The sequence below is a fragment of the Citrobacter sp. Ce129 genome, from assembly GCF_030334545.1.
Classification (GTDB): Bacteria; Pseudomonadota; Gammaproteobacteria; order Enterobacterales; family Enterobacteriaceae; genus Citrobacter; species Citrobacter europaeus.
In genome coordinates, this window is the sequence record NZ_JAOWDS010000072.1 from 98,718 (window position 1) to 125,077 (window position 26,360).

A 26,360-nucleotide genomic window follows, 5' to 3' on the forward strand; every position below is an offset into this window, starting at 1 on the left:
TCCTCATGCTGATTTTTGGCCTGAAATGGATAGCGGAGGGATCTCCCCGTTGGGAGTGACGTATTTTGAGGAATAACGATGAAAAGAATCGCAATCACCTGTGCATTACTGTCGAGTTTTATGGTGAGCAGCGTCTGGGCTGACGCTGCCAGCGACCTGAAAAGTCGCCTGGATAAAGTCAGTAGCTTCCATGCCAGCTTTACTCAGAAGGTCACGGACGGTAGCGGCGCGGCGGTGCAGGAAGGTCAGGGTGACTTATGGGTTAAACGTCCTAATCTGTTTAACTGGCATATGACGCAACCTGATGAGAGCATCCTGGTTTCCGATGGTAAAACGCTGTGGTTCTTCAACCCGTTTGTTGAGCAGGCGACTGCGACCTGGCTGAAAGACGCTACGGGCAATACGCCATTTATGCTGATTGCGCGTAACCAGGCAAGTGACTGGCAGCAGTACAACATTAAGCAAAACGGCGATGATTTCGTGCTGACGCCAAAAACCAGCAGCGGCAACCTGAAGCAGTTTACTATCAATGTTGGGCGTGACGGGACTATCCACCAGTTTAGCGCCGTTGAACAAGACGATCAGCGCAGCAGCTATCAGCTGAAATCTCAGCAGAATGGTGCGATTGAACCCTCTAAATTCACCTTTACCCCGCCGCAAGGTGTAACGGTTGACGATCAACGTAAGTAGAGGCGTGTGAGTGAGCAATCTGTCGCTCGACTTTTCTGATAATACTTTTCAGCCACTGGCCGCGCGTATGCGGCCAGAAAATTTAGCGCAGTATATCGGCCAGCAGCATCTGCTGGCTGCGGGTAAGCCCTTGCCGCGCGCTATCGAGGCCGGACATCTGCACTCCATGATTTTATGGGGGCCGCCGGGGACGGGGAAAACCACGCTTGCCGAAGTTATTGCCCGTTACGCTAACGCCGATGTCGAACGAATTTCGGCAGTGACCTCTGGTGTAAAAGAAATTCGTGAAGCGATTGAGCGTGCGCGTCAGAATCGTAACGCGGGCCGGCGTACGATCCTGTTTGTGGATGAAGTTCACCGTTTTAATAAAAGCCAACAGGATGCGTTTTTACCGCATATTGAAGACGGTACCATCACGTTTATTGGCGCAACCACTGAAAACCCCTCGTTTGAGCTGAACTCGGCGCTGCTGTCGCGTGCGCGCGTTTACTTACTGAAATCGTTAACCACCGACGATATTGAACAAGTGCTTGACCAGGCGATGTCAGACAAAGTGCGGGGTTACGGCGGCCAGGATATCGTACTGCCTCCAGAGACGCGTCGGGCGATAGCTGAACTGGTCAATGGTGACGCGCGTCGGGCGCTGAATACGCTGGAAATGATGGCCGATATGGCCGAAGTTGATGATTCTGGCAAGCGCGTATTGAAGGCCGAGTTGCTCACTGAAATTGCCGGTGAACGCAGCGCGCGTTTCGACAACAAAGGCGATCGCTTTTACGATCTCATCTCCGCATTACACAAGTCAGTACGCGGCAGCGCCCCGGATGCGGCGCTTTATTGGTATGCGCGAATCATCACCGCTGGTGGCGATCCGCTGTACGTTGCCCGTCGCTGTCTGGCGATTGCCTCTGAAGATGTCGGCAACGCAGATCCGCGCGCCATGCAGGTGGCGATCTCCGCATGGGATTGCTTTACCCGTGTGGGACCCGCAGAAGGTGAACGAGCCATTGCTCAGGCGATTGTTTATCTGGCCTGCGCGCCGAAAAGTAATGCGGTTTACACCGCCTTCAAAGCTGCGCTGGCTGATGCCCGCGAACGTCCGGATTACGACGTGCCGGTTCACCTGCGCAACGCGCCAACGAAGCTGATGAAAGAGATGGGCTACGGTCAGGAGTATCGTTATGCCCATGATGAGCCTAATGCCTATGCCGCCGGAGAAGAGTACTTCCCGCAGGAAATGGCACAAACACGCTATTATCACCCCACAAACAGAGGTCTTGAAGGCAAGATTGGCGAAAAGCTCGCCTGGCTCGCCGGACAGGATCAAAATAGCCCTATAAAACGCTACCGTTAGTGTTATCGTTGCGGTAATGTTGTCTCTGTATCCCTGTGACCGCAGGCTGTGGTCACTTTCTCCTATTTTAATTCGATAAGCACAGGATAAGCATGCTCGATCCCAATCTGCTGCGTAATGAGCCAGACGCAGTCGCAGAAAAACTGGCAAGCCGGGGCTTTAAGCTGGATGTAGATAAGCTGCGCGCTCTTGAAGAGCGTCGTAAAGTTCTGCAGGTACAAACTGAAAACCTGCAGGCAGAGCGTAACTCTCGATCGAAATCCATCGGCCAGGCAAAAGCGCGCGGGGAAGATATCGAGTCTTTACGTCTGGAAGTGAACAAACTGGGCGAAGAGCTGGATGCCGCGAAAGCTGAACTTGATACCTTACAGGCCGAGATCCGCGACATTGCGCTGACCATTCCTAACCTGCCAGCGGACGACGTTCCGGTGGGTAAAGATGAAAATGACAACGTCGAAGTCAGCCGTTGGGGTACGCCGCGTGAGTTTGATTTTGAAGTGCGCGATCACGTTACCCTGGGTGAAATGCACACGGGTCTTGATTTCGCTGCGGCAGTTAAGCTGACCGGCTCTCGTTTCGTCGTCATGAAAGGGCAGATCGCGCGTATGCACCGTGCGCTGTCTCAGTTCATGCTGGATCTGCACACCGAACAGCATGGCTACAGCGAAAACTACGTTCCGTATCTTGTTAACCATGACACGCTGTACGGTACAGGCCAACTGCCGAAATTCGCGGGCGATCTGTTCCACACGCGTCCGCTGGATGAAGAAGCGGACAGCAGCAACTATGCGCTGATCCCAACGGCGGAAGTGCCGCTGACCAACCTGGTACGTGACGAAATCATTGACGAAGATGCGTTGCCGATCAAAATGACCGCGCATACGCCTTGCTTCCGTTCTGAAGCTGGTTCTTACGGTCGTGACACTCGTGGTCTGATCCGTATGCACCAGTTCGATAAAGTTGAGATGGTGCAGATCGTTCGCCCGGAAGACTCGATGGATGCGCTGGAAGAGATGACCGGTCATGCCGAGAAAGTCCTGCAATTGTTGGGTCTGCCATACCGTAAGATCATCCTGTGCACAGGTGACATGGGCTTCGGCGCATGCAAAACTTACGATCTGGAAGTGTGGATCCCGGCGCAGAACACCTATCGCGAAATTTCTTCTTGCTCCAACGTGTGGGATTTCCAGGCTCGTCGTATGCAGGCGCGTTGCCGTAGCAAATCCGACAAAAAGACCCGTTTAGTGCATACGCTGAACGGTTCCGGTCTGGCGGTTGGGCGTACGCTGGTTGCGGTGATGGAAAACTATCAGCAGGCTGATGGCCGTATTCAGGTTCCTGAAGTGTTACGTCCGTACATGAATGGCCTGGAATTCATCGGCTAAGCTACCTTTCTCTGCTAAAAAAGCGCCTCAGGGCGCTTTTTTTATGCCCGTTTGACGTCGGACAATAACGGCTACTCCCATAGGAGTAATACTGCCTTCGAATGAAAGTCAGTATTTATCTCTGTCTTTTAGCAAATTCAGTATTTAACAGCCTGTATATCGATATTAACGTTATATAAAAAACTATACAGCGAGTGTTTGTATTTTTTTATTGTGAGCAGCAGAGTGAGCCACTATGAAAACTAAAATCCCCGATGCCGTGCTGGCAGCTGAGGTTAGTCGCCGCGGTTTGGTGAAAACGACGGCAATAGGCGGACTGGCGGTGGCCAGTAGCGCGTTTACCCTGCCATTTACCCGTATTGCAAATGCCGCAGAAGCCCTTAATCCGTCACAGATTAATGAGAAGGTGATCTGGAGCGCATGTACGGTGAACTGCGGTAGCCGCTGCCCGCTGCGTATGCATGTGGTCGATGGTGAAATAAAGTATGTCGAAACCGACAACACCGGCGATGACAACTATGACGGTCTGCACCAGGTGCGCGCTTGTCTGCGTGGTCGCTCCATGCGTCGTCGCGTCTATAATCCCGATCGGCTGAAATACCCGATGAAACGCGTCGGCAAACGTGGAGAAGGCAAATTTGAGCGCATCAGTTGGGATGAAGCCTACGACATCATTGCCAGCAATATGCAGCGTCTTATTAAAGACTACGGCAACGAGTCTATCTACCTGAACTACGGCACCGGTACGCTGGGCGGCACCATGACGCGCTCGTGGCCGCCGGGTAAAACGCTGGTAGCACGGTTGATGAACTGCTGCGGCGGCTACCTTAACCACTACGGTGACTACTCTTCAGCGCAAATCGCTGCCGGGTTGAACTACACTTACGGCGGCTGGGCTGACGGTAACAGCCCGTCAGACATTGAAAACAGCAAGTTGGTGGTTCTGTTCGGGAATAACCCTGGTGAAACCCGTATGAGCGGGGGTGGGGTAACCTATTACCTTGAACAGGCGCGTCAAAAATCCAATGCCCGCATGATCATTATCGATCCCCGCTACACGGATACCGGCGCTGGTCGTGAGGATGAATGGATCCCGATCCGTCCAGGAACTGATGCGGCGCTGGTTAATGGTCTGGCGTATGTCTTGATCACCGAAAACATGGTTGACCAACCGTTCCTCGATAAGTACTGCGTAGGTTACGACGAGAAAACCTTACCGGCCGATGCGCCGAAGAACGGTCACTACAAGGCGTATATTCTAGGGCAGGGCAAGGACGGTATTGCCAAGACTCCGGAGTGGGCGGCGCAGATTACTGGTATTCCCGCTGATCGAATCGTCAAACTGGCGCGTGAAATCGGTAGCGCTAAACCAGCATACATCAGCCAGGGATGGGGACCGCAGCGTCACGCCAACGGTGAAATAGCGACCCGCGCCATTTCTATGCTGGCTATCCTGACCGGTAACGTAGGGATCAACGGCGGCAACAGCGGGGCGCGTGAGGGCTCATATAGTTTGCCGTTTGAACGTATGCCTACGCTGGAAAACCCTGTTGAAACCAGCATTTCGATGTTCATGTGGACGGACGCGATTGAGCGAGGCCCGGAGATGACGGCCCTGCGTGACGGCGTACGCGGTAAAGACAAGCTTGATGTTCCTATTAAGATGATCTGGAACTATGCCGGTAACTGCCTGATTAACCAGCATTCTGATATCAACCGTACGCATGAAATCCTGCAGGATGAGAACAAATGCGAGATGATCGTCGTCATCGACTGCCATATGACTTCCTCGGCGAAATACGCGGACATTTTGCTGCCGGACTGCACCGCATCTGAGCAGATGGACTTCGCGCTGGATGCCTCCTGCGGCAACATGTCCTATGTGATTTTCACCGATCAGGCGATCAAGCCGCGATTCGAATGCAAGACTATTTACCAGATGACCAGCGAGCTGGCGAAGCGCCTTGGCGTCGAGCAGCAGTTTACAGAAGGTCGTACTCAGGAAGAGTGGATGCGCCATCTCTACGAGCAGTCGCGCAAAGCGATTCCTGAACTGCCAACGTTTGAAGAATTCCGTAAACAAGGGATCTTTAAACAGCGCGATCCGCAAGGGCATCACGTGGCGTATAAGGCATTCCGTGAAGATCCTAAAGCTAATCCGCTGACCACGCCGTCAGGTAAGATCGAAATTTATTCGCAGCAGCTTGCTGAGATCGCGGCAACCTGGGAGCTTCCTGAAGGTGATGTGATCGATCCCCTGCCGATTTACACCCCTGGCTTTGAGAGCTTAAACGATCCGCTGGTGGAGAAATTCCCTCTGCAGTTGACCGGCTTCCACTATAAGTCTCGCGTCCACTCGACCTATGGCAACGTAGATGTTCTGAAAGCATCCTGCCGCCAGGAAATGTGGATCAACCCGATGGATGCGCAGCGACGCGGCATTAACAACGGCGACAAGGTGCGCATCTATAACGACCGCGGTGAAGTGCATATCGAGGCGAAGGTCACACCACGTATGATGCCCGGCGTGGTGGCATTAGGAGAAGGCGCCTGGTATGACCCGGATGCAAAACGCGTGGATCAGGGCGGGTGCATTAACGTTCTGACGACCCAGCGTCCGTCTCCTCTCGCGAAGGGGAACCCGTCACACACGAACCTTGTTCAGGTTGAAAAGGTGTAAGGAGTAGCCGATGACAACCCAGTATGGATTTTTTATTGATTCCAGTCGTTGCACCGGTTGCAAAACCTGCGAACTGGCCTGCAAAGATTTCAAAAATTTAACCCCTGAAGTCAGCTTCCGCCGCATTTATGAATACGCAGGCGGTGACTGGCAGGAGGACAACGGCGTCTGGCATCAGAACGTCTTTGCCTATTACCTCTCCATTGCCTGTAACCACTGTGAAGATCCGGCCTGTACCAAGGTATGTCCGAGCGGTGCGATGCACAAACGTGAAGATGGCTTTGTCGTAGTCGATGAAGATGTGTGCATTGGCTGTCGGTATTGCCACATGGCCTGTCCTTACGGCGCACCGCAGTACAACGCTGAAAAAGGGCACATGACTAAATGTGACGGCTGCCATGAGCGCGTCGCTGAAGGCAAAAAACCTATCTGCGTGGAGTCCTGCCCACTGCGTGCGCTGGATTTTGGTCCGATTGAAGAGTTGCGCAAAAAACACGGTACTTTGGCAGCGGTCGCGCCACTGCCGGGCGCGCACTTTACCAAACCGAGTATTGTCATCAAACCTAACGCCAATAGCCGCCCGACCGGGGATACAACAGGCTATCTGGCTAATCCGAAGGAGGTGTAAGATGGGAAGTGGATGGCATGAATGGCCGCTGATGATCTTCACGGTCTTCGGACAGTGTGTGGTTGGCGGCTTTATCGTTCTGGCGCTGGCGTTGATGAAAGGCGACTTACGCCCAGAATCGCAGCAGCGCGTGATTGCCTGCATGTTCGGGCTGTGGGTATTAATGGGCATTGGCTTTATTGCTTCCATGCTCCATCTGGGCTCGCCGATGCGCGCTTTTAACTCACTCAATCGCGTAGGATCTTCTGCATTAAGTAATGAGATTGCCAGTGGCTCAATCTTCTTTGCTGTTGGCGGTATCGGCTGGTTGCTGGCTACGTTGAAAAAAATGTCGCCCGCATTACGTAATCTGTGGTTAGTTGTCACCATGGTGCTGGGCGTGGTTTTTGTCTGGATGATGGTACGCGTGTATAACACCATCGATACCGTGCCGACCTGGTACAGCGTCTGGACGCCGCTGGGCTTCTTCCTGACGATGTTTATGGGCGGGCCGCTGCTGGGATATCTGTTACTCAGAATTGCTGGCGTGGATGGTTGGGCAATGCGCCTGCTGCCGGCTATCTCAGTGCTTGCTCTGGTCGTGAGCGCCATCATGTCTGTCATGCAGGGGGCTGAACTGGCGACGATCCACAGTTCGATTCAACAGGCTTCTGCGCTGGTTCCGGATTACGGATCGCTTATGGCGTGGCGGATTGTGGCGCTGGCATTAGCGCTGTGCTGCTGGATTGTGCCGCAGGTGAAGGGCTACCAGCCTGCCGTTCCGCTGCTTTCCGTGGCGTTTATTTTGCTTCTGGTCGGTGAGCTGATTGGTCGTGGCGTGTTTTACGGTTTGCATATGACCGTTGGTATGGCGGTGGCGGGTTAATTTATAGTATCTCGGATTAACTCAAGTCTTATCAGGCCTGCACGATCTGTAGGCCTGATAAGTGAAGCGCCATTAACAATACATCAGGCCAGGGGGGTCGCCCTGGTTTTACTTCTGCTTGGTCAACGTGTCGTAGCTGGTCATCAGATTGCGATAATCCGGAATGTGATTCGAGAACAACGTCGCCAGACCTTCGACATCGTTACGCCAGTCGCGGTGCAGCTCACATGCGACGCCGAACCATGTCATCAATTGAGCACCGGCCTGCGACATCCGATCCCATGCTGAATGGCGGGTAATTTCATTAAATGTGCCTGAAGCATCGGTGACAACAAAGACGTCAAAACCTTCTTCAATCGCCGAGAGCGCAGGGAAGGCAACGCAAACTTCCGTCACGACACCGGCGATAATCAGCTGCTTTTTGCCGGTCGCTTTTACTGCTTTCACGAAATCTTCGTTATCCCACGCGTTAATGTTTCCTGGGCGAGCAATATAAGGCGCATCGGGAAATTGAGCTTTTAGTTCCGGCACCAGCGGCCCATTTGGTCCAGTCTCAAAACTGGTTGTCAGAATCGTCGGGAGTTTGAAGTATTTTGCTAAGTCACCGAGCGCAAGCACGTTGTTTTTAAATTTATCGGGATCGATATCCCGAACCAGAGAGAGCAGGCCAGCCTGATGGTCGACCAGCAGTACTGCCGCATTATCTTTATCAAGTCTTACGTAAGGTTTAGTCATGGTATTTCTCCTGTTCTGCATCGGTGGGGGAAATTTGATGAGTTTAAGTCTACGAAAAGAACGATATTTGGATTAGATAGATAAATAAGAACTCACTGTTCTATTTTGAAGACAATGTAGCTCTGTATCCCGCATAGAGTTTAGTAAGAAATAAAAGTAAGGGGAGTCCATGAAATTTTTCGACTGAACGCAACGCGAGATTTTTGTTTTAGATCAATAAAAACAAGCAGATGTGTTTTTGTGCTTTTTATCTATTCACATTAAGAATCAGTAATGCAAATCGATCGTGCTGAAAGCGCCTCAGCCCTCTGATTACGCCGATTGACAATGTTTTTGGCAGTGGCATGATGCGCATGAAATTTGAACTTCCTCACGGTTTTTATTCATGTCCACCTATACCCGTCCCGTCATGCTATTGCTATGCGGGCTGCTTCTGTTGACCCTGGCGATCGCCGTGTTAAACACGCTCGTCCCGCTTTGGCTCGCCCATGAAAATCTGCCCACATGGCAGGTAGGCGTGGTGAGCTCGTCCTATTTTACCGGTAATCTGGTAGGGACGTTGCTGACCGGGTATTTAATAAAACACCTTGGTTTTAATCGCAGCTATTACATCGCCTCGCTTATTTTTGCCGTAGGTTGTGTCGGGCTGGGGATTATGGTGGGATTCTGGAGCTGGATGACATGGCGCTTTATTGCCGGTGTTGGCTGCGCCATGATTTGGGTGGTAGTGGAAAGTGCGCTGATGTGCAGTGGGACTTCGCGTAATCGCGGACGTTTGCTTGCCGCTTATATGATGATCTATTACGTGGGGACGTTTTTAGGCCAGTTGCTGGTTAGTAAAGTATCAACTGAATTGATGAACGTTCTGCCGTGGGTGACGGGTACAATCCTGGCTGGCGTTTTACCACTGCTCTTTACGCGCATTGCCAATCAGCAGGGTAATGAACAGCAGTCTACGCCTATTGTCTCCATGCTGAAGCTGCGACAGGCGCGTCTGGGCGTTAACGGCTGTATTATTTCCGGGATTGTATTGGGGTCCTTGTATGGCCTGATGCCGCTGTATCTCAACCATCAGGGGGTGAGCAACGCCAGCATTGGTTTCTGGATGGCGGTTCTGGTTAGCGCCGGTATCCTGGGGCAATGGCCGATTGGCCGTCTGGCGGATAAGCTGGGACGCCTGCTGGTTTTACGCGTTCAGGTTTTCGTGGTAATCGTCGGGAGTATTGCCATGCTGAATCAGGCGGCGATGGCGCCCGCGTTGTTTATGTTGGGGGCGGCAGGTTTTACTCTCTACCCGGTAGCGATGGCCTGGGCCTGTGAAAAGGTGGAACACCATCAACTGGTCGCCATGAATCAGGCATTGTTATTAAGCTATACCGTGGGCAGCCTGCTTGGTCCTTCATTTACCGCGATGCTGATGCAGAATTATTCAGATAGCTTGCTGTTTATCATGATCGCCAGCGTATCGTTTATTTATTTACTGATGCTGTTGCGTAAGACGGGCCATACGCCCAATTCTATTGCGCATATTTGACCTGATTTAACAGAATACGAACAGGTTCCCATACATACTGTTTATGTATGCTTTATGGGAACCTGCATTATTTAATCACACGCTTTTGCCCTGAAAATAAAGTGTGCAGAAGATTATAGTTTTACACCCTGCCGTTTCCGCTCGCTCATTTTACCGCGCATAATCCCACGCCTGATTTTATCGTGACGCCGTTTGTGCTGGTAGGATTGGGGCTGATTTTCCCGCTTCTGGCGCGCAGGAAACAGTAATGCGTTAACTCACTTCAAGAATAGAGAGAAGCTGCGCCAGGCTGGTGGTATGGGATAACTGGTGTAAGCGCTCCGCTTCATCCAGCCAGCACACCAACTGTTGGATCATTTCGATATGTTGAGTGCTGTTGGCTGCGGCAAGAACAATGATTAACCGCACATCCGGGTGTCCGGGAAACAGGACTGCTTCTTTCAGGCTCAATAGCGACAGATGTGTTTTACTGCCCATCACGCCTTCATCCGGTCGAGCATGAGGCAGGGCAAATTCTGGACTTAATATATACCATGGGCCATGTTTTTCTGTTTCATGGATGATTGCCTGAGTATAACTATGTGTAATTACGCCTTGCACTTCGAGAGGGTGACAGGCCAACTGCACGGCTTCCTGCCAGGTGCCGCATTGTTCGCGAAACTGCCAGGCTGAAAATAGCGTAGATAGCATTGTTTTATCCCTATTGTAGTTGGCAGACCGTGTAACGGTCTGCCAACCAGATTATTTGAGTGCTTCACAGATTGCAGAGGCTGAAATTCCGTATTTCTCTTTCAACTGCCGGCTGTTGCCCGATTCGGTGAATGTGTCCTGAGTACCAAGCCGACACAATCGTGAGTTGATTCCTTCTTCAGCCAGCACTTCAGCAATCAGGCCACCCAGTCCGCCGTTAATCGTATGATTTTCAATCGTGACGATACGTGGGCAATTGGCAATGAGGTGCAGGAAACGCTGACGATTGAACGGTTTTAGCGTTGCCACATGAATCAGTTTGCCCCTTTTCCCCTGCGCACTGAGCTGGGCGTAACCCGTACTCGCTTGTTCAAGAACTGTTCCTTCATAAACAATGGCGAAGTCGTTGCCTGAACTCTCCACGGCCTCGATATCGGATACTCGGGGGACAACTGATTTATCGCGTACGGGCATCGGTTCCCGGGCAACACGAATGTAGACAGGGCCGGGGATGTTTACTGCCTGCTCAAATGCAGCCTCAACTTCTTCGGCATCTGCCGGAGTCAGAATCGTGATTCCTGGCAATACACGAGTCAGGGCTAGATCTTCCAGCGCATGGTGCGAAGCGCCATCCGGGCCGTCATCCATACCTGGATGGCTACCGACCAGCTTAATGTTGGCCTTTGCGTAACAAGCCTGACGAAGCTGTGTCCATGCTGTACCAGTCACGAACATCGCGAAGTTAACGTAAAAAGGAATGTTACCTTCCAATGCCTGACCTGTGGCGAAACTCATCGCGGAGCCTTCGGCAATTCCCATTTCAAAGAATGCTTCAGGCCAGATCTTCTGAAACTGATCGGTGCGGGTGGAGCTCGCCAAATCGCTGTCGATAACGACAACTGGATAGCCTTTCTCCCTCAAAGCGAGTAGGGCATTACCAATCTCATCGCGTGGTGCTCTCATGACTGTAATTCCTCCATAGCTTGCTGGTATTGTTCCGCACTGGGTGTTTTAGAATGCCAGTCGCCGTTATTTTCCATATAGCTCACGCCGCTGCCTTTGGTGGTGCGGGCGATAATAGCTACCGGCTTGCCTTTCAGATAACGAGATAGCTGCAAAGTGTCGGCAACCTGGCACATGTTGTTACCATCCTGTAGCTCAAGTACGTGCCAGCCAAAATTACGGATTTTGTCGGCCAGTGGCTCGAGATTGATGACGTCATTGACCGGATCGTGTGAGGAAAAACCGTTGTAGTCGATGATGGCGACCAGATTGTCCATCCGCATATGAGCGGCCTGTTGCAGTGACTCCCATATTTGGCCTTCGTGCATCTCACCATCGCCGATGATTGCGAAAACGCGGTTGGGATCCCCCGCGCGATTTTTGGCAGCAGCCATCCCCAAGGCAATTGACAGACCCTGGCCAAGCAGTCCAGTCGTTGCATCCACATCGGGAAGTGATTTCACGCTCGGATGTCCCTGCAGACGCGAGTTAATCTGACGAAAGGTGCTAAATTCGCTGCGGGATATTTTCCCCAATTGATACAGCATGGCGTACTGTGCCGCGACGGCGTGGCCTTTACTCATCACCACCCGGGCACGAGGTGTTTCATTCAGACGAACTTCTTCATGATAAATCCAGGTCAGAATATCAATAATGGAGAGTGCGCCGCCGGGATGACCAATACCGGATTCGTAAATAATGGTGACAATATCGCGGCGGGCAGCTCGCGCATGAGATTTCAATTCATCAATATTCATGTTTACTCCTTATCAGGGCAGCATTTTGCCGATGTAATACACCACCAGACCAAGCGCGACGAAATCGGTTTCCGGGAAGCTGGTACCGGAAAGTCCTACCGATTCCATAATTGGGTAGATAAGTGCGGGACCAATGCCGATGAGAATGCCTGTAATAAAGCTTCCTACCACTGCGCCTTTCCAGCCTCCTGAAGCGTTGCCAAAGACGGCAGCCGTTGCCCCAATGAAGAAATAGGGGATCGCGACGGGGATGATTACCGTCTGACCAATCAGCGCAAGTATCCCCATCACCACCAGTCCGCCGACGAACGAAGAGATAAAACCAAGTACGGTAGCGGTTGGCGCGTAAGGGAATACAACCGGGCAGTCGAGCGCCGGTTTGGCATTAGGAATGAATTTTTCCGAGATCCCGAGAAATGCCGGAACGATCTCTGAAAGCAGTAAACGAACACCGGTAATAATGATGTAAAGCGAGGCGGTAAAGGTCAGTGACTGAAAAAGCGGGTAGACCAACCAGTGCATGCCACCTGCTACCGCGGTAACCGCTGTTTTCCCTGCTGCCAGTGCGGCGATGTAATAGAAAATACTGACCGAAATAGAGACTGAGACAATGTAGTCTTTAAAAATCCCCAGCCATCCGGGGAGATTCAGTTTCTCCGTCGACTCTTTGGGATCGCCGACCTTCGAGCCAATCCAGCCTGAGGCCGCGTAAGCCAGTGTGACATAATGACCCATGGCGATTTCATCATTTCCGGTGATCTTACGCATCCACGGTTGGGCAATGGCCGGGTAGATGCAGGCAGCAAGGCCTAACAATACAGAACCAACCATAATCGTAACGCCATCGCTGTAACCGAGCGCTTTCAGCGTGACGGTGAGCAATGCCGAGAGATACAGATTATGTTGGCCGGTCAAAAAAATGTATTTAAACGGTGTAATACGGGCAAAAAGTAAGTTCCAGCCAAAGCCGATAACCATGATGAGTGATACGCACATGGCAAATTTGGTTTGGGCCAGGCCGGTTAGCGCCTCCGCCAACGGCATCACTCCTTTGAGTCCAAATCCATCGCTAAACAATGTCTGGAAATTACCCAGTGATGTCACCGCCAGCCCCGCGCCACCCGCAAAGACCAGAAATCCAACGATGGTTTTGAAGGTGCCGGATAATACTTTTTCAATCGGCTTGCGTTGAATGAGCAGACCGATTAATGCAATAAATCCAACTAAAAGTGGGGTTACACCCAAAATGTCGAATACAATAAACCTGAGGAGATCCATATTGCCTCCGGGAGAGGTTAGTTGCCCTGAATTACGCTGGTGAGCGCAGTTTCCATTTCTTCGCTATTCATCAAGTCGGTTATACCGATGGCTCTGAATCCAGCAGCTTCGATTTCATCGGTGAGGTCGCGCATGGTGATAACAAAATCAATCCCTTGCCAGGTGGCAAGACCGGACAATACGTCATGTTCGAGTTCAATATCCCAGCCATGCTTGTCGATGATTTTTTGCGCTTTGATTTTGAGCATTAAGGAACTGCCCATACCGGTACGACAGACAATGAGACCTTTCATTTATTTTTCTCCTGTTTTGTAAAAATAATTATTTTCATTGCTCTTGTTGTGAAAAAAATTATTATCTTAACGTGGGCAGAAAGATGTGACTGTGTTTGCATTTTGAGCAAAAAGGCGAAAAATGAGTCAGATTGACACTAACTTACTGATAAACATCAGAAATGAGGCTGGAGGGTTAAGCCCAATTCTGGAAAAAGTGGGCCGTTTTGTGACGGAGAACCCTGATTTTGTGATGAGACATACGATCACAGAGTTAGCGGATTCTATTGAAACCAGTGAAGGGAGTATTACCCGTTTTTGCCGCGCATTTGGTTTTAAAGGTTTTTCTGATTTCAGAACTGCGCTTGCGCTGGAGCAGGGAGCTGCGCGTCCTGAAGAGCAGGAAAATGATGAGGTCTCTGCCGTAGTGGCGAGCATTCGTGACAGCCATGCCATCATTAATACGCAAGAATTACAGGCTGCTGCGGCGTGGATCAACCAGGTTAATTCTGTCGCGATATACGCTGTTGGTACGGCGGTGCCCGTCGCGCTGTTCTTACAAATGAACCTGATTAAAATGGGTAAGGCGGCAAGTTTTGTCGATCGTTTTTACCTCACAACCTCATCCATGATGGTTGAACCGCAGAGCCAGGGAATCATTGTGGTGCACACTGAGCAGGCATCGGCTGATATGATGCAAGCGCTGGCGTTGGCGAAGCAGCATGGCGCGCGGATCCTTTCGCTGACCCGCGGCACCTTTGCGCCGCTTAGCCGTCTTTCGGACTGGAATCTACAGGCCGCCGTAGCCCTGAAGGGTGAGGGGGAGTATGGTTTCGCAGAAATCGCCGGTGCAATGATGGTGGCGGACAAATTACTCAATGCGCTGGAGGAGCAAGATGAGCGCTATGCGGAGTGCCGTAAAGCGCATCAGAAGAGCATTTTCTCAATTGAAAGCGTGGCGAATAAGCTCTCGGAATATTTTATGTCCTGAACCGTTTACTCAAGCGGCGCCAGATTTTTGGGGACGACATACTGTTTTCCATTATAAAGCAGGGTCCAGCTCGCCTTGCTGGACTTATCTTTTGAGGTACACTCAGCATCAGCCTGAAGATTGGCGTTGGATGCTACACTTTTCTCGCTTACACGAATATCAACGTATCCATTATGCGAGTCAGGCGTAAGTGAGAGGGTACGAGTAATATCGTTGAATGTTCCTTCACAGTTCCCGTCCCATTCCCCGGTACTGTTTTCAAGGACGATACCGTTTAATATCGTTCGTAGTTGGTCATTTTCAATAACAAACAGCGATAGCACATCTTCACTAAATGGATTTACACGGGAACTGCCGGTGCGGGCTATCCGCAAGCCAAATGCGGTTTGGTTAGTGGCGACTTTCCATCGAGCGGTATCCAGTATCAGACCGGAAATTCGAATAGCGTCGTCATTCATCCTTTCGGGCAGGCGTAATCGTTGTTTAACGTCGAGGCTCGCGGAGTCTAGTACCAAAAGTTCCAGATCGCCAGTATGATCGTAATCGTTATCCTGTTGTGCCATCAGCGGAATCGCCGCCAATGTCAGTTCCGGGTGAGCGGGCCAGACGCGGCAAATTACGCTTTGCGCTGAGTTGCCCGTGATATCGATAACCTGATTGCTTTTGGTGAGCATCTTACCTTCCGCTGCTGGTTTTGCCTCCGGCCACGCATGCTGCACAATGGCGTTGATATCACAGGTGCCGGCGGCATTCGTACTCTGAGCGAACAGCAAAAAAAATGCTGAAACAAGTACTCTCATCGTGAAATCCTTTAGTGGCCTGAGAGGTAGAAGTGGGCAGCAACCAGCTCACTGTCGGTTAAATCAATGATTATTGGTACATGACCAGGGCGGTATAACAAGGAATCAATGGGCAAGCCATCGTTACCTTTTTGCATATCTACCGTGATTTTCAGCCCATTATCAAGGGGAAAAACCAGGTAACGTTTTTCGGTATCAACAATCTGGAGCTTATATTTTTCAAGAGATTCCATGGTTTGCGCGACGTAGTAAGCGTGGTCGGCGCTGGTTTCATTACCGTCTTCTTCACTGACTGACGGATCTAATTGGAACCTGGCGGTTATCAAACTGGCTTGTGTAATTTCCTGTTTTTGCGCTGCGGGTAATTTATTGTTATCTAACTGATAGTCAGGTGTGTCAGCAACCCAACGATAATCAATTATCTTCCAGGGGGACTCTTTTGGAATCTTTAATGGGAGAGGGAAACACTCTGCTGCGTTGATGCAGATTTTGTTATCAGCGACTTTATAAATATTGCCCATTCGGGTATCGAACGGCGTTGAGCGTAGCGCATCGATATCACTTTGACTGTACGGATTGCATTCGGCACAGCGAGCAAAGGAGTTATCGTAGAAGAAAGCGACTGTTTCTTCGGTAGTGTCATCGTTATACAGATAACGAATCTTCGGTCCGGAATCTGACCGGACCGAAGCTGTATGGAATATAAAGAGCAGTGCGAATATTCCGTATCGCAAAAATCTATCCATGATTTACTTCCTTAATGCATAAACATTAATACATCACTTTATGTCCATATTGCTCGAGAATGCCTTTCACGCGCTCCATGGTCTCTTTCTTTGGTGGCTTGACGCCATCCAGTTTGTACTCTTCGCCCATTGCCACCCATTTGTGTTTGCCCAGCTCGTGATATGGCAGCAGCTCGATTTTTTCAACGTTGCCCATATCGCGGGTAAACTCACCCAGGCGGTGCGCAGAGTCGTCATCGTCAGACCAGCCAGGCACGACAACGTAGCGGATCCACACTTTGATGTCTTTATTGGACAGGTAACGCGCGAACTCCAGCGTACGATGGTTCGATACGCCGACCAGATTCTGATGGATTTCATCGTTCATCTGTTTGAGATCGAGCATGACCAGGTCGGTGACTTCCAGCAACTCATCGATAACCGGATCGTAGCGGCGAACAAAGCCGTTAGTATCCAGACAGGTATGAATACCTTCTTTTTTACAGGCCCGAAACCAGTCACGTACGAATTCAGCTTGCAGAATAGCTTCGCCGCCGGACGCCGTCACACCGCCACCGGATGCGTTCATAAAGTGGCGGTAGGTCACGACTTCTTTCATTAACTCGTCGACGGTGACTTCTTTGCCGCCGTGCGTATCCCATGTGTCACGGTTATGGCAATACAGGCAGCGCATCAGGCAGCCCTGGAAGAAGGTAATAAAACGGATGCCCGGGCCATCAACAGTGCCACAGGATTCAAAGGAGTGAATGCGACCAATAACTGACATTGCGGTGTATCTCCAGGTGTGGCCCATCCGGGGCCTGTGTTAGTGCACAGTTATTAACTGTGTCGAGTCTGTTTTGGCTGCTATCCATACTTTTCGTCTTTCAAGCTGCATCTTTGTTAGCTACCTTCGCTCACCCCAGTCACGTACTTCTGTACGCTCCAGGGGATTCACTCCGTTGCCGCCTCAATGCAACTCGAAATCCATCGAGTATATAAGTATAGATAGCTGACAAAGCAGGCTATTAAAAAGGCCCCACTTACGTGGAGCCTTTATTGTACGCTTTTTAAAGTACGATTTCAGTCAAAACCAATTACATGGTCTGAGTGAAGGTACGAGTAATAACGTCCTGCTGCTGTTCTTTAGTCAGGGAGTTAAAACGTACAGCGTAGCCAGAAACACGAATGGTCAGCTGCGGATATTTTTCCGGATGTTCCATCGCATCCAGCAGCATTTCACGGTTCATGACGTTCACGTTCAGGTGCTGACCACCTTCGATGGACGCTTCATGGTGGAAGTAACCATCCATCAGACCAGCCAGGTTGGTCTTACGAACTTCGTCGTCTTTACCCAGTGCGTTCGGAACGATAGAGAAGGTGTAAGAGATACCATCTTTAGCGTAAGCAAACGGCAGTTTAGCAACGGAGGTCAGAGAGGCAACAGCACCTTTCTGGTCACGACCGTGCATTGGGTTAGCACCCGGTCCGAACGGCGCGCCAGCACGACGACCATCTGGGGTGTTACCGGTTTTCTTACCATAAACCACGTTAGAGGTGATGGTCAGAACAGACTGAGTCGGGATAGCGTTACGATAAGTAGTCAGTTTCTGAATTTTCTTCATGAAACGTTCTACCAGGTCAACCGCCATATCATCAACGCGAGGGTCGTTGTTACCAAACTGCGGGTATTCGCCTTCGATTTCGAAGTCTACAGCCAGACCGTCTTCATCACGAATCGGTTTAACTTTCGCATATTTGATTGCAGACAGGGAGTCAGCAGCAACGGACAGACCAGCGATACCACACGCCATGGTGCGGATAACGTCACGGTCATGCAGCGCCATCAGAGAGGCTTCGTAGCTGTACTTGTCGTGCATGTAGTGGATAACGTTCAGCGCGGTGACATACTGTTTAGCCAGCCAGTCCATGAAGTGATCCATGCGGTCCATAACTTCGTCGAAGTTCAGAACGTCGCCTTTGATCGGTTCAGATTTAGGACCAACCTGCATTTTCAGTTTTTCATCAACGCCGCCGTTGATTGCGTACAGCATGGTTTTCGCCAGGTTTGCACGCGCACCGAAGAACTGCATTTGTTTACCAACAACCATCGGGCTTACGCAGCAAGCGATAGCGTAATCGTCGTTGTTGAAGTCCGGACGCATCAGGTCATCGTTCTCGTACTGCAGAGAAGAGGTGTCGATGGACACTTTAGCGGCGAATTTCTTGAAGTTCAGAGGCAGTTTTTCAGACCACAGAACGGTGATGTTCGGCTCCGGAGAAGGACCCATGGTGTACAGGGTGTTCAGGAAGCGGAAGCTGTTTTTGGTAACCAGAGTACGGCCATCAACGCCCATACCACCGATAGATTCAGTTGCCCAAATCGGGTCACCGGAGAACAGTTCATCATATTCAGGAGTACGCAGGAAACGAACCATACGCAATTTCATGACCAGGTGGTCAATCATTTCCTGAGCGTCTTGCTCGGTGATTTTGCCTGCTTTGATATCACGTTCGATGTAAGCATCCAGGAAGGTGGATACGCGACCGAAGGACATTGCTGCGCCGTTCTGAGATTTAACAGCGGCCAGGTAGCCGAAGTAAGTCCACTGGATAGCTTCCTGAGCGTTGGTAGCCGGACCAGAGATATCGCAGCCATATTTAGCAGCCATTTCTTTGATCTGACCCAGTGCACGGTGCTGTTCAGCAATTTCTTCACGCAGACGGATAGTTGCTTCCAGGTTTACGCCGTTTTCCAGATCGGACTGCAGAGAGACGAACTGAGCGTATTTGTCTTTCATCAGGTAGTCGATACCGTACAGCGCAACGCGACGGTAGTCACCGATGATACGGCCACGGCCATACGCATCTGGCAGACCAGTCAGAACACCGGATTTACGGCAGTTCAGAATGTCTTTGGTGTAAACATCGAATACGCCCTGGTTGTGGGTTTTACGGTATTCGGTGAAGATTTTTTTCAGCATCGGGTCCAGTTCGCGATTGTACGCTTTGCAGGAACCTTCAACCATTTTGATGCCGCCAAACGGAATGATTGCACGTTTCAGCGGAGCTTCAGTCTGCAGACCAACGATTTTCTCGAGCGCTTTGTTGATGTAGCCAGCGTCGTGAGAAGTGATGGTAGAAGCAACGGAGGTGTCAAAGTCAACAGGCGCGTGAGTGCGGTTTTCCTGTTTAACGCCTTCCATCACGCTGTCCCACAGTGCAGTGGTCGCATCAGTTGCGCCAGCCAGGAAGGACTCGTCACCCTCATACGGAGTGTAGTTTTTCTGAATGAAGTCACGGACGTTTACTTCATTCTGCCAGTCACCTTTGGTAAAACCTTCCCAGGCTGTGGCTAACTTTTCATTAAGCTCGGACATGTAACACCTACCTTCTTAAGTGGATTTTTTATTTACTGCGTGTAATGGGCATCATCAGATTAATGATGATCGTTACCACGCAGATAAATGACCCAGTATGTCAACCCGACCAACAAACCGCCGCCGATAATGTTACCGATCGTAACCGGAATCAGGTTATCGGTGATGAAGTTCATCACGGTCAGGTGAGAAAAATTCTCCGGAGAAGACCCAACAGCGGCCCAGAATTCCGGGGTGGCGAAATCGCGTATTACAATACCCATAGGGATCATAAACATGTTTGCGATACTGTGCTCAAAACCGCTGGCAACAAACATTGCGACCGGTAATACCATGATAAACGCTTTGTCCATCAGGCTGCGGCCCGAGTAGCTCATCCATACCGCCAGGCACACCATCAGGTTAGCCAGGATGCCAAGACTTACCGCCTCAACAAAAGTATGGTGCACTTTGTGGTCGGCTGTCTGCAGGACGTTGAGCCCCCACGCGCCGTTGGCGGTCATGTATTCGCCGGAAAGCCACATCAGTAGCACGAAGAGCAAGCAACCAACCAAGTTACCGACATAAACGTTAAGCCAGTTTTTAGCCAATTGGCCCCAGGTAATACGACCACTGGCTTTTGCTACGACAATCAATACGGTTGAGGTAAAGAGGTCTGCGCCGCAGACAACACAAAGAATCAGCCCCAGGGAAAAGCAGATACCACCTACTAATTTTGCCATGCCGAAAGGCATAGCTCCGGTACCGGTTGTGGCGGTGATATAGAAAACAAAGGCAATTGAAATGAATACACCGGCAGTAATTGCCAGATAGAACGTCTTAAGCGGATGTTTCGTTGCTTTATAGACGCCTGCTTCTTCGGCAACTTTGGCCATTGCAGCAGGAAGAATAAGATCAAAAGGGTTGTCAGCTTTCACACTAACTCTCTCTTTATTAAGTCGGCGACGAGATACTAACAAAGCATTATAGATGAGAATTTGATATAGATCATATCTCGCCTGGCTTATAGGCCCGTAAGACGCATGGTTTTTATGCGATTACGGAGTAACTTGTTGATTATCCATATAAAAATAAATTTTAAAAATTATAAAGTGAGTTGAATTTTTTCTTTTTGTCTCCTGTCAGACGGTTAATTAAAATGGAGTAATTGAGATAAAAAACCACATTAATAAGCTAATTTTTTTAATATCAACTACTAATATTTAACCTTGTTTTTACATTTATTTTTTGATTTGACCAAAATAAAAAACAGGGCGCATAAAGCGCCCCGTAATATAGCCCAGACAATACCTTTAGCCTACTCAGCGCAGGTTGATTGTCACTATTTTGACCAGTGTGCAGCTTTCGCGCGCTGCAGTTTTTCGTAGGCTTTCAGCAGAGACTGATGCGCCGGGAAAGCCTGCAGATCGCTATCAACGGGTTGCAGCCCGTAGAACGGCGCTTCGCCACTTAATGCCGCACTTGCCGCTTCAACCGCATCGGCTCCGTACATGCGAACGAATGCGTTCAGATATTGCAGCGGTTGGCGATCTTCTTCCTGAGATAGCAGTAGCAGCGTTTGCAGGCAGCGGTAGTAGTTGGCTCTTTCAGCGCTAAAGACAGATGCGTTGAATTCCATCGTCCATTCAGTCCAGATCAGCGCCTGTTCCAGGTCGCCACCGGCCAGCGCCAGCATCACTTTAAGCTCGCCAATGCGCAGGGTATACCAACCGTTATCCGCACCGGTCGCCAGACCAAGCAGTTCACGTACACGGGTGAAGTCGTCAAAGCCTTCTTCGTCCAACTGTTCGATCAGATTGAGATAGTCTTCTTTATCCCATTCACTGCCTGGCAGAGAGAGGATGGTGTCACGCAGATGGGCACCCATGGCGTTGTTGGCTAACCACAGATCTTCTGCCGGATAGATGTCAGACATTCCCGGAACAATAATACGGCAGGCGTAAACGCTCAGATGCTCATAGTCGGCGATATACACTTCTTTATCTTCAGCATTGAAGATAGCCATCAGGGTGGCGAACTCTTCTTCCGTAGTGCCGGAGAAATTCCAGTCAACGAACGGATAGTCGGCATCCTGCTTGAACAGATCCCAGGAGATCAGGCCGCTGGAATCAATGAAGTGGGTTTCAAGGTTAGTGTGTTCCGCCACTTCTTCATCGTCGAACGTCGGCGGGGTGAAGACATCAAGATCTTTCAGACCACGGCCCTGCAACAGTTCAGTGACGGTACGCTCCAGCGCAACACCGAAATCCGGGTGCGCGCCGAAGGAAGCAAAGCAGGTACCGTTGGCTGGGTTGAACAAGACAACGCAAATCACCGGGTACTTGCCGCCCAGCGAGCCATCGTAGGCGAAAATTGGGAAACCTTCCGCTTCCAGTTTGGCAATGGACTCCACCACTGCTGGATAGCGCGCCATCACTTCAGCCGGGATTTCCGGCAGGCTGATGCTTTCCGCGATAATGCGGTTCTTCACATGACGTTCAAAGACTTCAGACAGGCCCTGAACACGCGCTTCGTTACGCGTGTTACCCGCAGACATGCCGTTAGAAACATACAGATTGCCGATAATGTTCATCGGAATATAGACAGTCTGGTTATCCGACTGGCGGGTAAACGGCAGGCCGCAGACGCCACGTTCTTCATTACCAGACTGTAGATCGATAAGCATGCTGCCGGTCAATTCGTTATCTGGATCGTAAAACGCACGCAGACGTGTATCCAGCAGACCTTCTGGTACGTCGTCATTTTCAGTCAGCGGGAACCATTTTTCGTTCGGGTAATGTACGAACGGGCTGTTGGCGATAGTTTCACCCAGCCAGAAATCCGCAAAGAAATAGTTAGTCGACAGACGCTCAAAATATTCGCCCAGCGCGGAAGCCAGCGCCGCTTTTTTCGTCGCACCTTTACCGTTGGTGAAGCACAGCGCGCATTCTTTGTCGCGAATATGTACCGACCAGACGTTAGGAACGGGATTCAACCACGAGGCTTCTTCAATTTGAAAACCGAGGTCGAGCAATTTTTGCTGGAAGCGAGCGATGGAGTCTTCCAGAGCGGCATCTTTGCCGGGGATAAATGTTTGCGTCATGAAAATCACTTTTGTCGTACGGAAAGCGCGCAATGATACGGGTTTTCAATGAACGGCGCTATCGTCGCCGGAGTTCAGGCGTAAATAAAAGTATTAGCTATGCTTTCCTACAGCCAACCACGTTTAGAGCATAATAATGAAAGCTTTCGATTTACACCGTATGGCGCTTGATAAGGTGCCCATGGATTTTCTGGGAGAAGTCGCGCTACGCAGCCTCTATACCTTTATATTGGTTTTTCTGTTTTTAAAAATCACCGGACGTCGCGGCGTACGCCAGATGTCGCTTTTTGAAGTCTTGATAATCCTTACGCTGGGTTCTGCGGCGGGAGACGTGGCATTTTATGACGATGTTCCAATGTTGCCGGTGCTGGTGGTCTTTATTACTCTTGCCGTGCTGTATCGGCTGGTGATGTGGCTGATGGCGCATAGCGAAAAAATGGAGGATTTGCTGGAGGGGAAACCCGTCGTGATCATTGAGGACGGAGAGCTGGCATGGTCAAAGCTCAGTAGCGCCAATATGACGGAATTCGAATTCTTTATGGAACTGCGTTTGAACGGTGTGGAGCAACTGGGGCAGGTGAAACTGGCTATTCTGGAGACGAACGGGCAAATCAGCGTCTACTTCTTTGCCGATGAAGACGTAAAACCGGGGCTCAGTATTCTGCCTAAACGCTGTACGCAACGATTTAAAGTCATACCTGAAGCAGGGGACTATGCCTGCATACGTTGTAGCGAAGTGGTGCACATGAACGCCGGAGATCACCAATTATGTCCGCGCTGTGCAAATCCAGAATGGTCGAAGGCCAGTCGGGCAAAACGGGTCACCTGACAGCGAAAATCTCGGTTTTTACCCGTCAATCCGATAGATTCTGTTGTGTGACGGATGACACATTTTTACCCTGGTCAGTTTTACCCATTGCGGCGCGTGTCACTGAATGATAAAACCGATATCCACAGGAATAACTTATACCAATGTCTGTCACCGGATTATCGTCAATGACAGGATGTTGATTGGACAACAACACAACGTGGTGAGGGGAAATGGCTCAGGTCTTCAATTTTAGTTCAGGTCCGGCAATGTTACCGGCAGAAGTTCTTAAACTGGCTCAACAGGATCTTCGCGACTGGAACGGTCTTGGCACGTCGGTGATGGAAATTAGCCATCGTGGCAAAGAATTCATCCAGGTCGCAGAAGAAGCGGAGCAGGATTTTCGCGATCTTCTCAGCATCCCCTCCAACTATAAAGTGTTATTCTGCCATGGCGGTGGTCGCGGACAATTCGCCGGTATCCCGTTAAATATTCTCGGTGATAAAACAACTGCGGATTACGTCGATGCCGGTTACTGGGCCGCCAGCGCAATTAAAGAAGCGAAAAAGTACTGCACGCCAAACGTTATCGATGCCAAAGTTACCGTTGACGGACTGCGCGCTGTTAAGCCAATGAGCGAATGGCAGCTTTCTGACAACGCGGCGTATCTGCACTATTGTCCGAATGAAACCATCGATGGTATTGCGATCGAAGAAACGCCGAATTTTGCCAGCAACGTGGTGGTCACGGCGGATCTGTCCTCTACCATTCTTTCCGCACCGCTTGACGTTAGCCGCTATGGCGTAATTTACGCCGGGGCGCAGAAAAACATCGGCCCGGCCGGGCTGACAATTGTTATCGTACGCGAAGATTTGCTGGGTAAAGCCCATGTGTCCTGCCCGTCAATCCTCGACTATACCGTGCTGAACGACAACGACTCCATGTTCAATACGCCGCCAACCTTTGCCTGGTATTTATCTGGCCTGGTCTTTAAATGGCTGAAAGAGCAGGGCGGTGTTAACGCGATGGATAAAATTAACCAGCAAAAAGCGGAACTGCTGTACGGCGTCATTGATAACAGTGATTTCTATCGTAACGATGTGGCGAAATCCAACCGTTCACGCATGAACGTCCCGTTCCAGTTGGCTGACAGCGCACTGGATAAACTCTTCCTGGAAGAGTCATTCGCTGCGGGTCTGCACGCGTTGAAAGGGCACCGTGTGGTCGGCGGTATGCGCGCGTCCATCTACAATGCAATGCCGCTTGAAGGTGTAAAAGCGCTGACCGATTTCATGGTCGATTTCGAGCGTCGCCGCGGTTAATCTGCTGTATTTTTCATCCCCACAGCCTGTCTGTGGGGTTTTTATGTCTGTTTTTGAGAGTCGAGTTTCATGGAATCCCTGACGTTACAACCCATTGCGCGGGTGGATGGCACCATCAATCTGCCTGGATCCAAAAGTGTTTCTAACCGCGCTTTGCTGCTGGCTGCATTAGCAAATGGCACCACTGTCCTGACCAACCTGCTGGACAGCGATGATGTCCGCCATATGCTTAATGCTCTGAATGCGTTAGGGATCAGCTATACCCTTTCTTCCGATCGCACGTGTTGCGAGATAATCGGTAACGGCGGTGCGCTGCACGCAGAAGGTGCAGTAGAGCTGTTCCTTGGCAATGCCGGAACCGCAATGCGCCCGCTGGCCGCAGCGTTATGTCTGGGCGCCAATGACATTGTGTTGACGGGCGAACCGCGCATGAAGGAGCGTCCAATTGGTCATCTGGTTGATGCGCTGCGCCAGGGCGGAGCGAATATTGAATACCTGGAGCAGGAAAACTATCCGCCTTTACGTTTGCGCGGTGGCTTCACCGGGGGACAGGTTGAGGTAGACGGTAGCGTATCCAGCCAATTCCTGACTGCGCTGTTGATGACTGCGCCGCTGGCGCCGCAGGATACGACGATCGCAATCAAAGGCGAACTGGTATCCAAACCTTACATTGATATCACACTGAACCTGATGAAAACGTTTGGTGTTGAAATTGAGAATCAGAACTACCAGCGCTTTGTCGTACAAGGGCAGCAGCAGTATCAGTCTCCGGGGGCATATCTGGTCGAAGGTGATGCTTCTTCCGCCTCCTATTTCCTCGCGGCGGGGGCCATTAAAGGCGGTACGGTAAAAGTAACCGGGATTGGCCGCAACAGTATGCAGGGCGATATTCGCTTCGCTGATGTACTGGAAAAAATGGGGGCGACTATTACCTGGGGCGATGACTTTATTGCCTGTACCCACGGTGAACTCAATGCGGTAGATATGGATATGAACCATATTCCTGATGCGGCGATGACTATTGCTACGGCTGCGCTGTTCGCAAAAGGGACGACCACACTGCGTAACATCTACAACTGGCGCGTCAAAGAGACCGACCGCCTGTTCGCGATGGCGACTGAGCTGCGTAAAGTGGGCGCGACCGTTGAAGAGGGCGAAGACTATATTCGCGTCACGCCGCCTGTGGCGTTACAGTTTGCAGATATCGCGACCTACAACGATCACCGCATGGCGATGTGTTTCTCGCTGGTGGCGCTCTCTGACACGCCGGTGACCATTCTGGATCCGAAATGTACGGCCAAAACCTTCCCGGATTATTTCGAACAGCTGGCGCGTATTAGTACTCCTGCCTGATTCTCCCGGAACGCCGGTCCTCCAGGAC

General features: G+C 50.7%; 23 protein-coding genes and 1 pseudogene. 12 read left to right on the top strand and 12 right to left on the bottom strand.

The window, feature by feature from the left end:
- The first annotated feature begins 78 nt into the window (after positions 1 to 78).
- From lolA to OGV77_RS19405, 6 genes are all read left to right on the top strand, one after another.
- Positions 79 to 690, top strand: a complete 612-nt coding sequence (lolA, locus tag OGV77_RS19380) for an outer membrane lipoprotein periplasmic chaperone LolA (protein WP_043015744.1) — start codon at positions 79 to 81, stop codon at positions 688 to 690.
- 10 nt (positions 691 to 700) lie between these two features.
- Entirely contained in the window at positions 701 to 2,044 is a 1,344-nt protein-coding gene (rarA, locus tag OGV77_RS19385; RefSeq protein WP_047412364.1) for a replication-associated recombination protein RarA, read from the top strand.
- A 92-nt stretch (positions 2,045 to 2,136) separates the two neighbouring features.
- On the top strand, positions 2,137 to 3,429 hold the full coding sequence (gene serS / locus OGV77_RS19390) for a serine--tRNA ligase (RefSeq protein ID WP_003831902.1): 1,293 nt from the start codon (positions 2,137 to 2,139) through the stop codon (positions 3,427 to 3,429).
- A 235-nt stretch (positions 3,430 to 3,664) separates the two neighbouring features.
- On the top strand, positions 3,665 to 6,109 hold the full coding sequence (gene dmsA, locus OGV77_RS19395) for a dimethylsulfoxide reductase subunit A (RefSeq protein WP_080625462.1): 2,445 nt from the start codon (positions 3,665 to 3,667) through the stop codon (positions 6,107 to 6,109).
- 10 nt (positions 6,110 to 6,119) lie between these two features.
- A complete protein-coding gene (locus tag OGV77_RS19400) occupies positions 6,120 to 6,737 on the top strand; it encodes a DMSO/selenate family reductase complex B subunit (RefSeq protein WP_003035741.1) in 618 nt (205 codons plus the stop codon).
- Between the two features lies 1 nt (position 6,738).
- Positions 6,739 to 7,602: a dimethyl sulfoxide reductase anchor subunit family protein gene (locus OGV77_RS19405; RefSeq protein ID WP_043015747.1), complete on the top strand. Its 864-nt coding sequence runs from the start codon at positions 6,739 to 6,741 to the stop codon at positions 7,600 to 7,602.
- Between the two features lie 108 nt (positions 7,603 to 7,710).
- On the opposite strand, the gene ycaC is transcribed toward OGV77_RS19405, so the two are convergent.
- A complete protein-coding gene (gene ycaC, locus OGV77_RS19410) occupies positions 7,711 to 8,337 on the bottom strand; it encodes an isochorismate family cysteine hydrolase YcaC (RefSeq protein ID WP_043015748.1) in 627 nt (208 codons plus the stop codon).
- A 385-nt stretch (positions 8,338 to 8,722) separates the two neighbouring features.
- Here ycaC and OGV77_RS19415 point away from each other — a divergent pair, with 385 nt between their 5' ends.
- Complete coding sequence (locus OGV77_RS19415; protein WP_087051451.1) at positions 8,723 to 9,871, top strand: MFS transporter; 1,149 nt, start codon at positions 8,723 to 8,725, stop codon at positions 9,869 to 9,871.
- 179 nt (positions 9,872 to 10,050) lie between these two features.
- Positions 10,051 to 10,119: pseudogene (locus OGV77_RS24920) on the top strand (transporter); the annotation flags it as partial.
- 4 nt (positions 10,120 to 10,123) lie between these two features.
- Here the strand turns inward: OGV77_RS24920 and OGV77_RS19420 are convergent.
- From OGV77_RS19420 to OGV77_RS19440, 5 genes are read right to left on the bottom strand one after another with little or no spacing between them, the layout of a single operon-like run.
- A complete protein-coding gene (locus OGV77_RS19420) occupies positions 10,124 to 10,561 on the bottom strand; it encodes a PTS sugar transporter subunit IIA (RefSeq protein ID WP_087051452.1) in 438 nt (145 codons plus the stop codon).
- 51 nt (positions 10,562 to 10,612) lie between these two features.
- On the bottom strand, positions 10,613 to 11,524 hold the full coding sequence (locus OGV77_RS19425; RefSeq protein WP_047412354.1) for a transketolase family protein: 912 nt from the start codon (positions 11,522 to 11,524) through the stop codon (positions 10,613 to 10,615).
- On the bottom strand, positions 11,521 to 12,321 hold the full coding sequence (locus OGV77_RS19430; protein ID WP_075144927.1) for a transketolase: 801 nt from the start codon (positions 12,319 to 12,321) through the stop codon (positions 11,521 to 11,523). Before OGV77_RS19430 ends, OGV77_RS19425 begins: the two co-directional genes overlap by 4 nt.
- Before the next feature lie 12 nt (positions 12,322 to 12,333).
- Entirely contained in the window at positions 12,334 to 13,599 is a 1,266-nt protein-coding gene (gene ulaA / locus OGV77_RS19435; RefSeq protein ID WP_042309469.1) for a PTS ascorbate transporter subunit IIC, read from the bottom strand.
- A gap of 17 nt (positions 13,600 to 13,616) precedes the next feature.
- Complete coding sequence (locus tag OGV77_RS19440) at positions 13,617 to 13,892, bottom strand: PTS sugar transporter subunit IIB (RefSeq protein ID WP_042309466.1); 276 nt, start codon at positions 13,890 to 13,892, stop codon at positions 13,617 to 13,619.
- A gap of 121 nt (positions 13,893 to 14,013) precedes the next feature.
- Between OGV77_RS19440 and OGV77_RS19445 the strand changes: the two genes are divergently transcribed.
- On the top strand, positions 14,014 to 14,862 hold the full coding sequence (locus tag OGV77_RS19445; RefSeq protein WP_042309464.1) for a MurR/RpiR family transcriptional regulator: 849 nt from the start codon (positions 14,014 to 14,016) through the stop codon (positions 14,860 to 14,862).
- A 5-nt stretch (positions 14,863 to 14,867) separates the two neighbouring features.
- Here OGV77_RS19445 and OGV77_RS19450 read toward each other — a convergent pair whose 3' ends face one another.
- From OGV77_RS19450 to ycaO, 6 genes are all read right to left on the bottom strand, one after another.
- Positions 14,868 to 15,662 (bottom strand): PA3715 family protein, encoded by a 795-nt coding sequence (locus OGV77_RS19450; RefSeq protein ID WP_087051453.1) that lies wholly within the window; start codon positions 15,660 to 15,662, stop codon positions 14,868 to 14,870.
- Positions 15,663 to 15,673: 11 nt separating this feature from the next.
- Entirely contained in the window at positions 15,674 to 16,408 is a 735-nt protein-coding gene (locus OGV77_RS19455) for a hypothetical protein (RefSeq protein WP_043015753.1), read from the bottom strand.
- A 25-nt stretch (positions 16,409 to 16,433) separates the two neighbouring features.
- Entirely contained in the window at positions 16,434 to 17,174 is a 741-nt protein-coding gene (pflA, locus tag OGV77_RS19460) for a pyruvate formate lyase 1-activating protein (protein WP_003035751.1), read from the bottom strand.
- A gap of 310 nt (positions 17,175 to 17,484) precedes the next feature.
- Positions 17,485 to 19,767, bottom strand: coding sequence for a formate C-acetyltransferase (gene pflB, locus OGV77_RS19465; protein WP_043015754.1), 2,283 nt, complete (start codon positions 19,765 to 19,767; stop codon positions 17,485 to 17,487).
- Positions 19,768 to 19,826: 59 nt separating this feature from the next.
- Positions 19,827 to 20,684, bottom strand: coding sequence for a formate transporter FocA (focA, locus tag OGV77_RS19470; protein ID WP_140389852.1), 858 nt, complete (start codon positions 20,682 to 20,684; stop codon positions 19,827 to 19,829).
- A gap of 404 nt (positions 20,685 to 21,088) precedes the next feature.
- Positions 21,089 to 22,849, bottom strand: a complete 1,761-nt coding sequence (gene ycaO / locus OGV77_RS19475; RefSeq protein WP_043017872.1) for a 30S ribosomal protein S12 methylthiotransferase accessory factor YcaO — start codon at positions 22,847 to 22,849, stop codon at positions 21,089 to 21,091.
- A gap of 136 nt (positions 22,850 to 22,985) precedes the next feature.
- Here ycaO and OGV77_RS19480 point away from each other — a divergent pair, with 136 nt between their 5' ends.
- The 3 genes from OGV77_RS19480 (at position 22,986) to aroA (ending at position 26,332) form a co-directional block, all read left to right on the top strand.
- Positions 22,986 to 23,678, top strand: a complete 693-nt coding sequence (locus OGV77_RS19480; protein ID WP_043015756.1) for a DUF421 domain-containing protein — start codon at positions 22,986 to 22,988, stop codon at positions 23,676 to 23,678.
- Positions 23,679 to 23,890: 212 nt separating this feature from the next.
- Positions 23,891 to 24,979 (top strand): 3-phosphoserine/phosphohydroxythreonine transaminase, encoded by a 1,089-nt coding sequence (gene serC, locus OGV77_RS19485; RefSeq protein WP_043015757.1) that lies wholly within the window; start codon positions 23,891 to 23,893, stop codon positions 24,977 to 24,979.
- A 69-nt stretch (positions 24,980 to 25,048) separates the two neighbouring features.
- On the top strand, positions 25,049 to 26,332 hold the full coding sequence (aroA, locus tag OGV77_RS19490) for a 3-phosphoshikimate 1-carboxyvinyltransferase (protein WP_087051457.1): 1,284 nt from the start codon (positions 25,049 to 25,051) through the stop codon (positions 26,330 to 26,332).
- Positions 26,333 to 26,360: the final 28 nt, after the last annotated feature.

Coding starts and splice junctions, on each gene's coding strand:
- OGV77_RS19480 (WP_043015756.1), top strand. CDS start 22,986: ATGAAAGCTTTCGATTTACACCGTATGGCGCTTGATAAGGTGCCCATG.
- serS (WP_003831902.1), top strand. CDS start 2,137: ATGCTCGATCCCAATCTGCTGCGTAATGAGCCAGACGCAGTCGCAGAA.
- ycaC (WP_043015748.1), bottom strand. CDS start 8,337: ATGACTAAACCTTACGTAAGACTTGATAAAGATAATGCGGCAGTACTG.
- ycaO (WP_043017872.1), bottom strand. CDS start 22,849: ATGACGCAAACATTTATCCCCGGCAAAGATGCCGCTCTGGAAGACTCC.
- OGV77_RS19405 (WP_043015747.1), top strand. CDS start 6,739: ATGGGAAGTGGATGGCATGAATGGCCGCTGATGATCTTCACGGTCTTC.
- lolA (WP_043015744.1), top strand. CDS start 79: ATGAAAAGAATCGCAATCACCTGTGCATTACTGTCGAGTTTTATGGTG.
- OGV77_RS19440 (WP_042309466.1), bottom strand. CDS start 13,892: ATGAAAGGTCTCATTGTCTGTCGTACCGGTATGGGCAGTTCCTTAATG.
- OGV77_RS19425 (WP_047412354.1), bottom strand. CDS start 11,524: ATGAGAGCACCACGCGATGAGATTGGTAATGCCCTACTCGCTTTGAGG.
- ulaA (WP_042309469.1), bottom strand. CDS start 13,599: ATGGATCTCCTCAGGTTTATTGTATTCGACATTTTGGGTGTAACCCCA.
- OGV77_RS19415 (WP_087051451.1), top strand. CDS start 8,723: ATGTCCACCTATACCCGTCCCGTCATGCTATTGCTATGCGGGCTGCTT.
- OGV77_RS19400 (WP_003035741.1), top strand. CDS start 6,120: ATGACAACCCAGTATGGATTTTTTATTGATTCCAGTCGTTGCACCGGT.
- dmsA (WP_080625462.1), top strand. CDS start 3,665: ATGAAAACTAAAATCCCCGATGCCGTGCTGGCAGCTGAGGTTAGTCGC.
- OGV77_RS19420 (WP_087051452.1), bottom strand. CDS start 10,561: ATGCTATCTACGCTATTTTCAGCCTGGCAGTTTCGCGAACAATGCGGC.
- OGV77_RS19445 (WP_042309464.1), top strand. CDS start 14,014: ATGAGTCAGATTGACACTAACTTACTGATAAACATCAGAAATGAGGCT.
- OGV77_RS19450 (WP_087051453.1), bottom strand. CDS start 15,662: ATGAGAGTACTTGTTTCAGCATTTTTTTTGCTGTTCGCTCAGAGTACG.
- OGV77_RS19430 (WP_075144927.1), bottom strand. CDS start 12,321: ATGAATATTGATGAATTGAAATCTCATGCGCGAGCTGCCCGCCGCGAT.
- OGV77_RS19455 (WP_043015753.1), bottom strand. CDS start 16,408: ATGGATAGATTTTTGCGATACGGAATATTCGCACTGCTCTTTATATTC.
- serC (WP_043015757.1), top strand. CDS start 23,891: ATGGCTCAGGTCTTCAATTTTAGTTCAGGTCCGGCAATGTTACCGGCA.
- pflB (WP_043015754.1), bottom strand. CDS start 19,767: ATGTCCGAGCTTAATGAAAAGTTAGCCACAGCCTGGGAAGGTTTTACC.
- pflA (WP_003035751.1), bottom strand. CDS start 17,174: ATGTCAGTTATTGGTCGCATTCACTCCTTTGAATCCTGTGGCACTGTT.
- aroA (WP_087051457.1), top strand. CDS start 25,049: ATGGAATCCCTGACGTTACAACCCATTGCGCGGGTGGATGGCACCATC.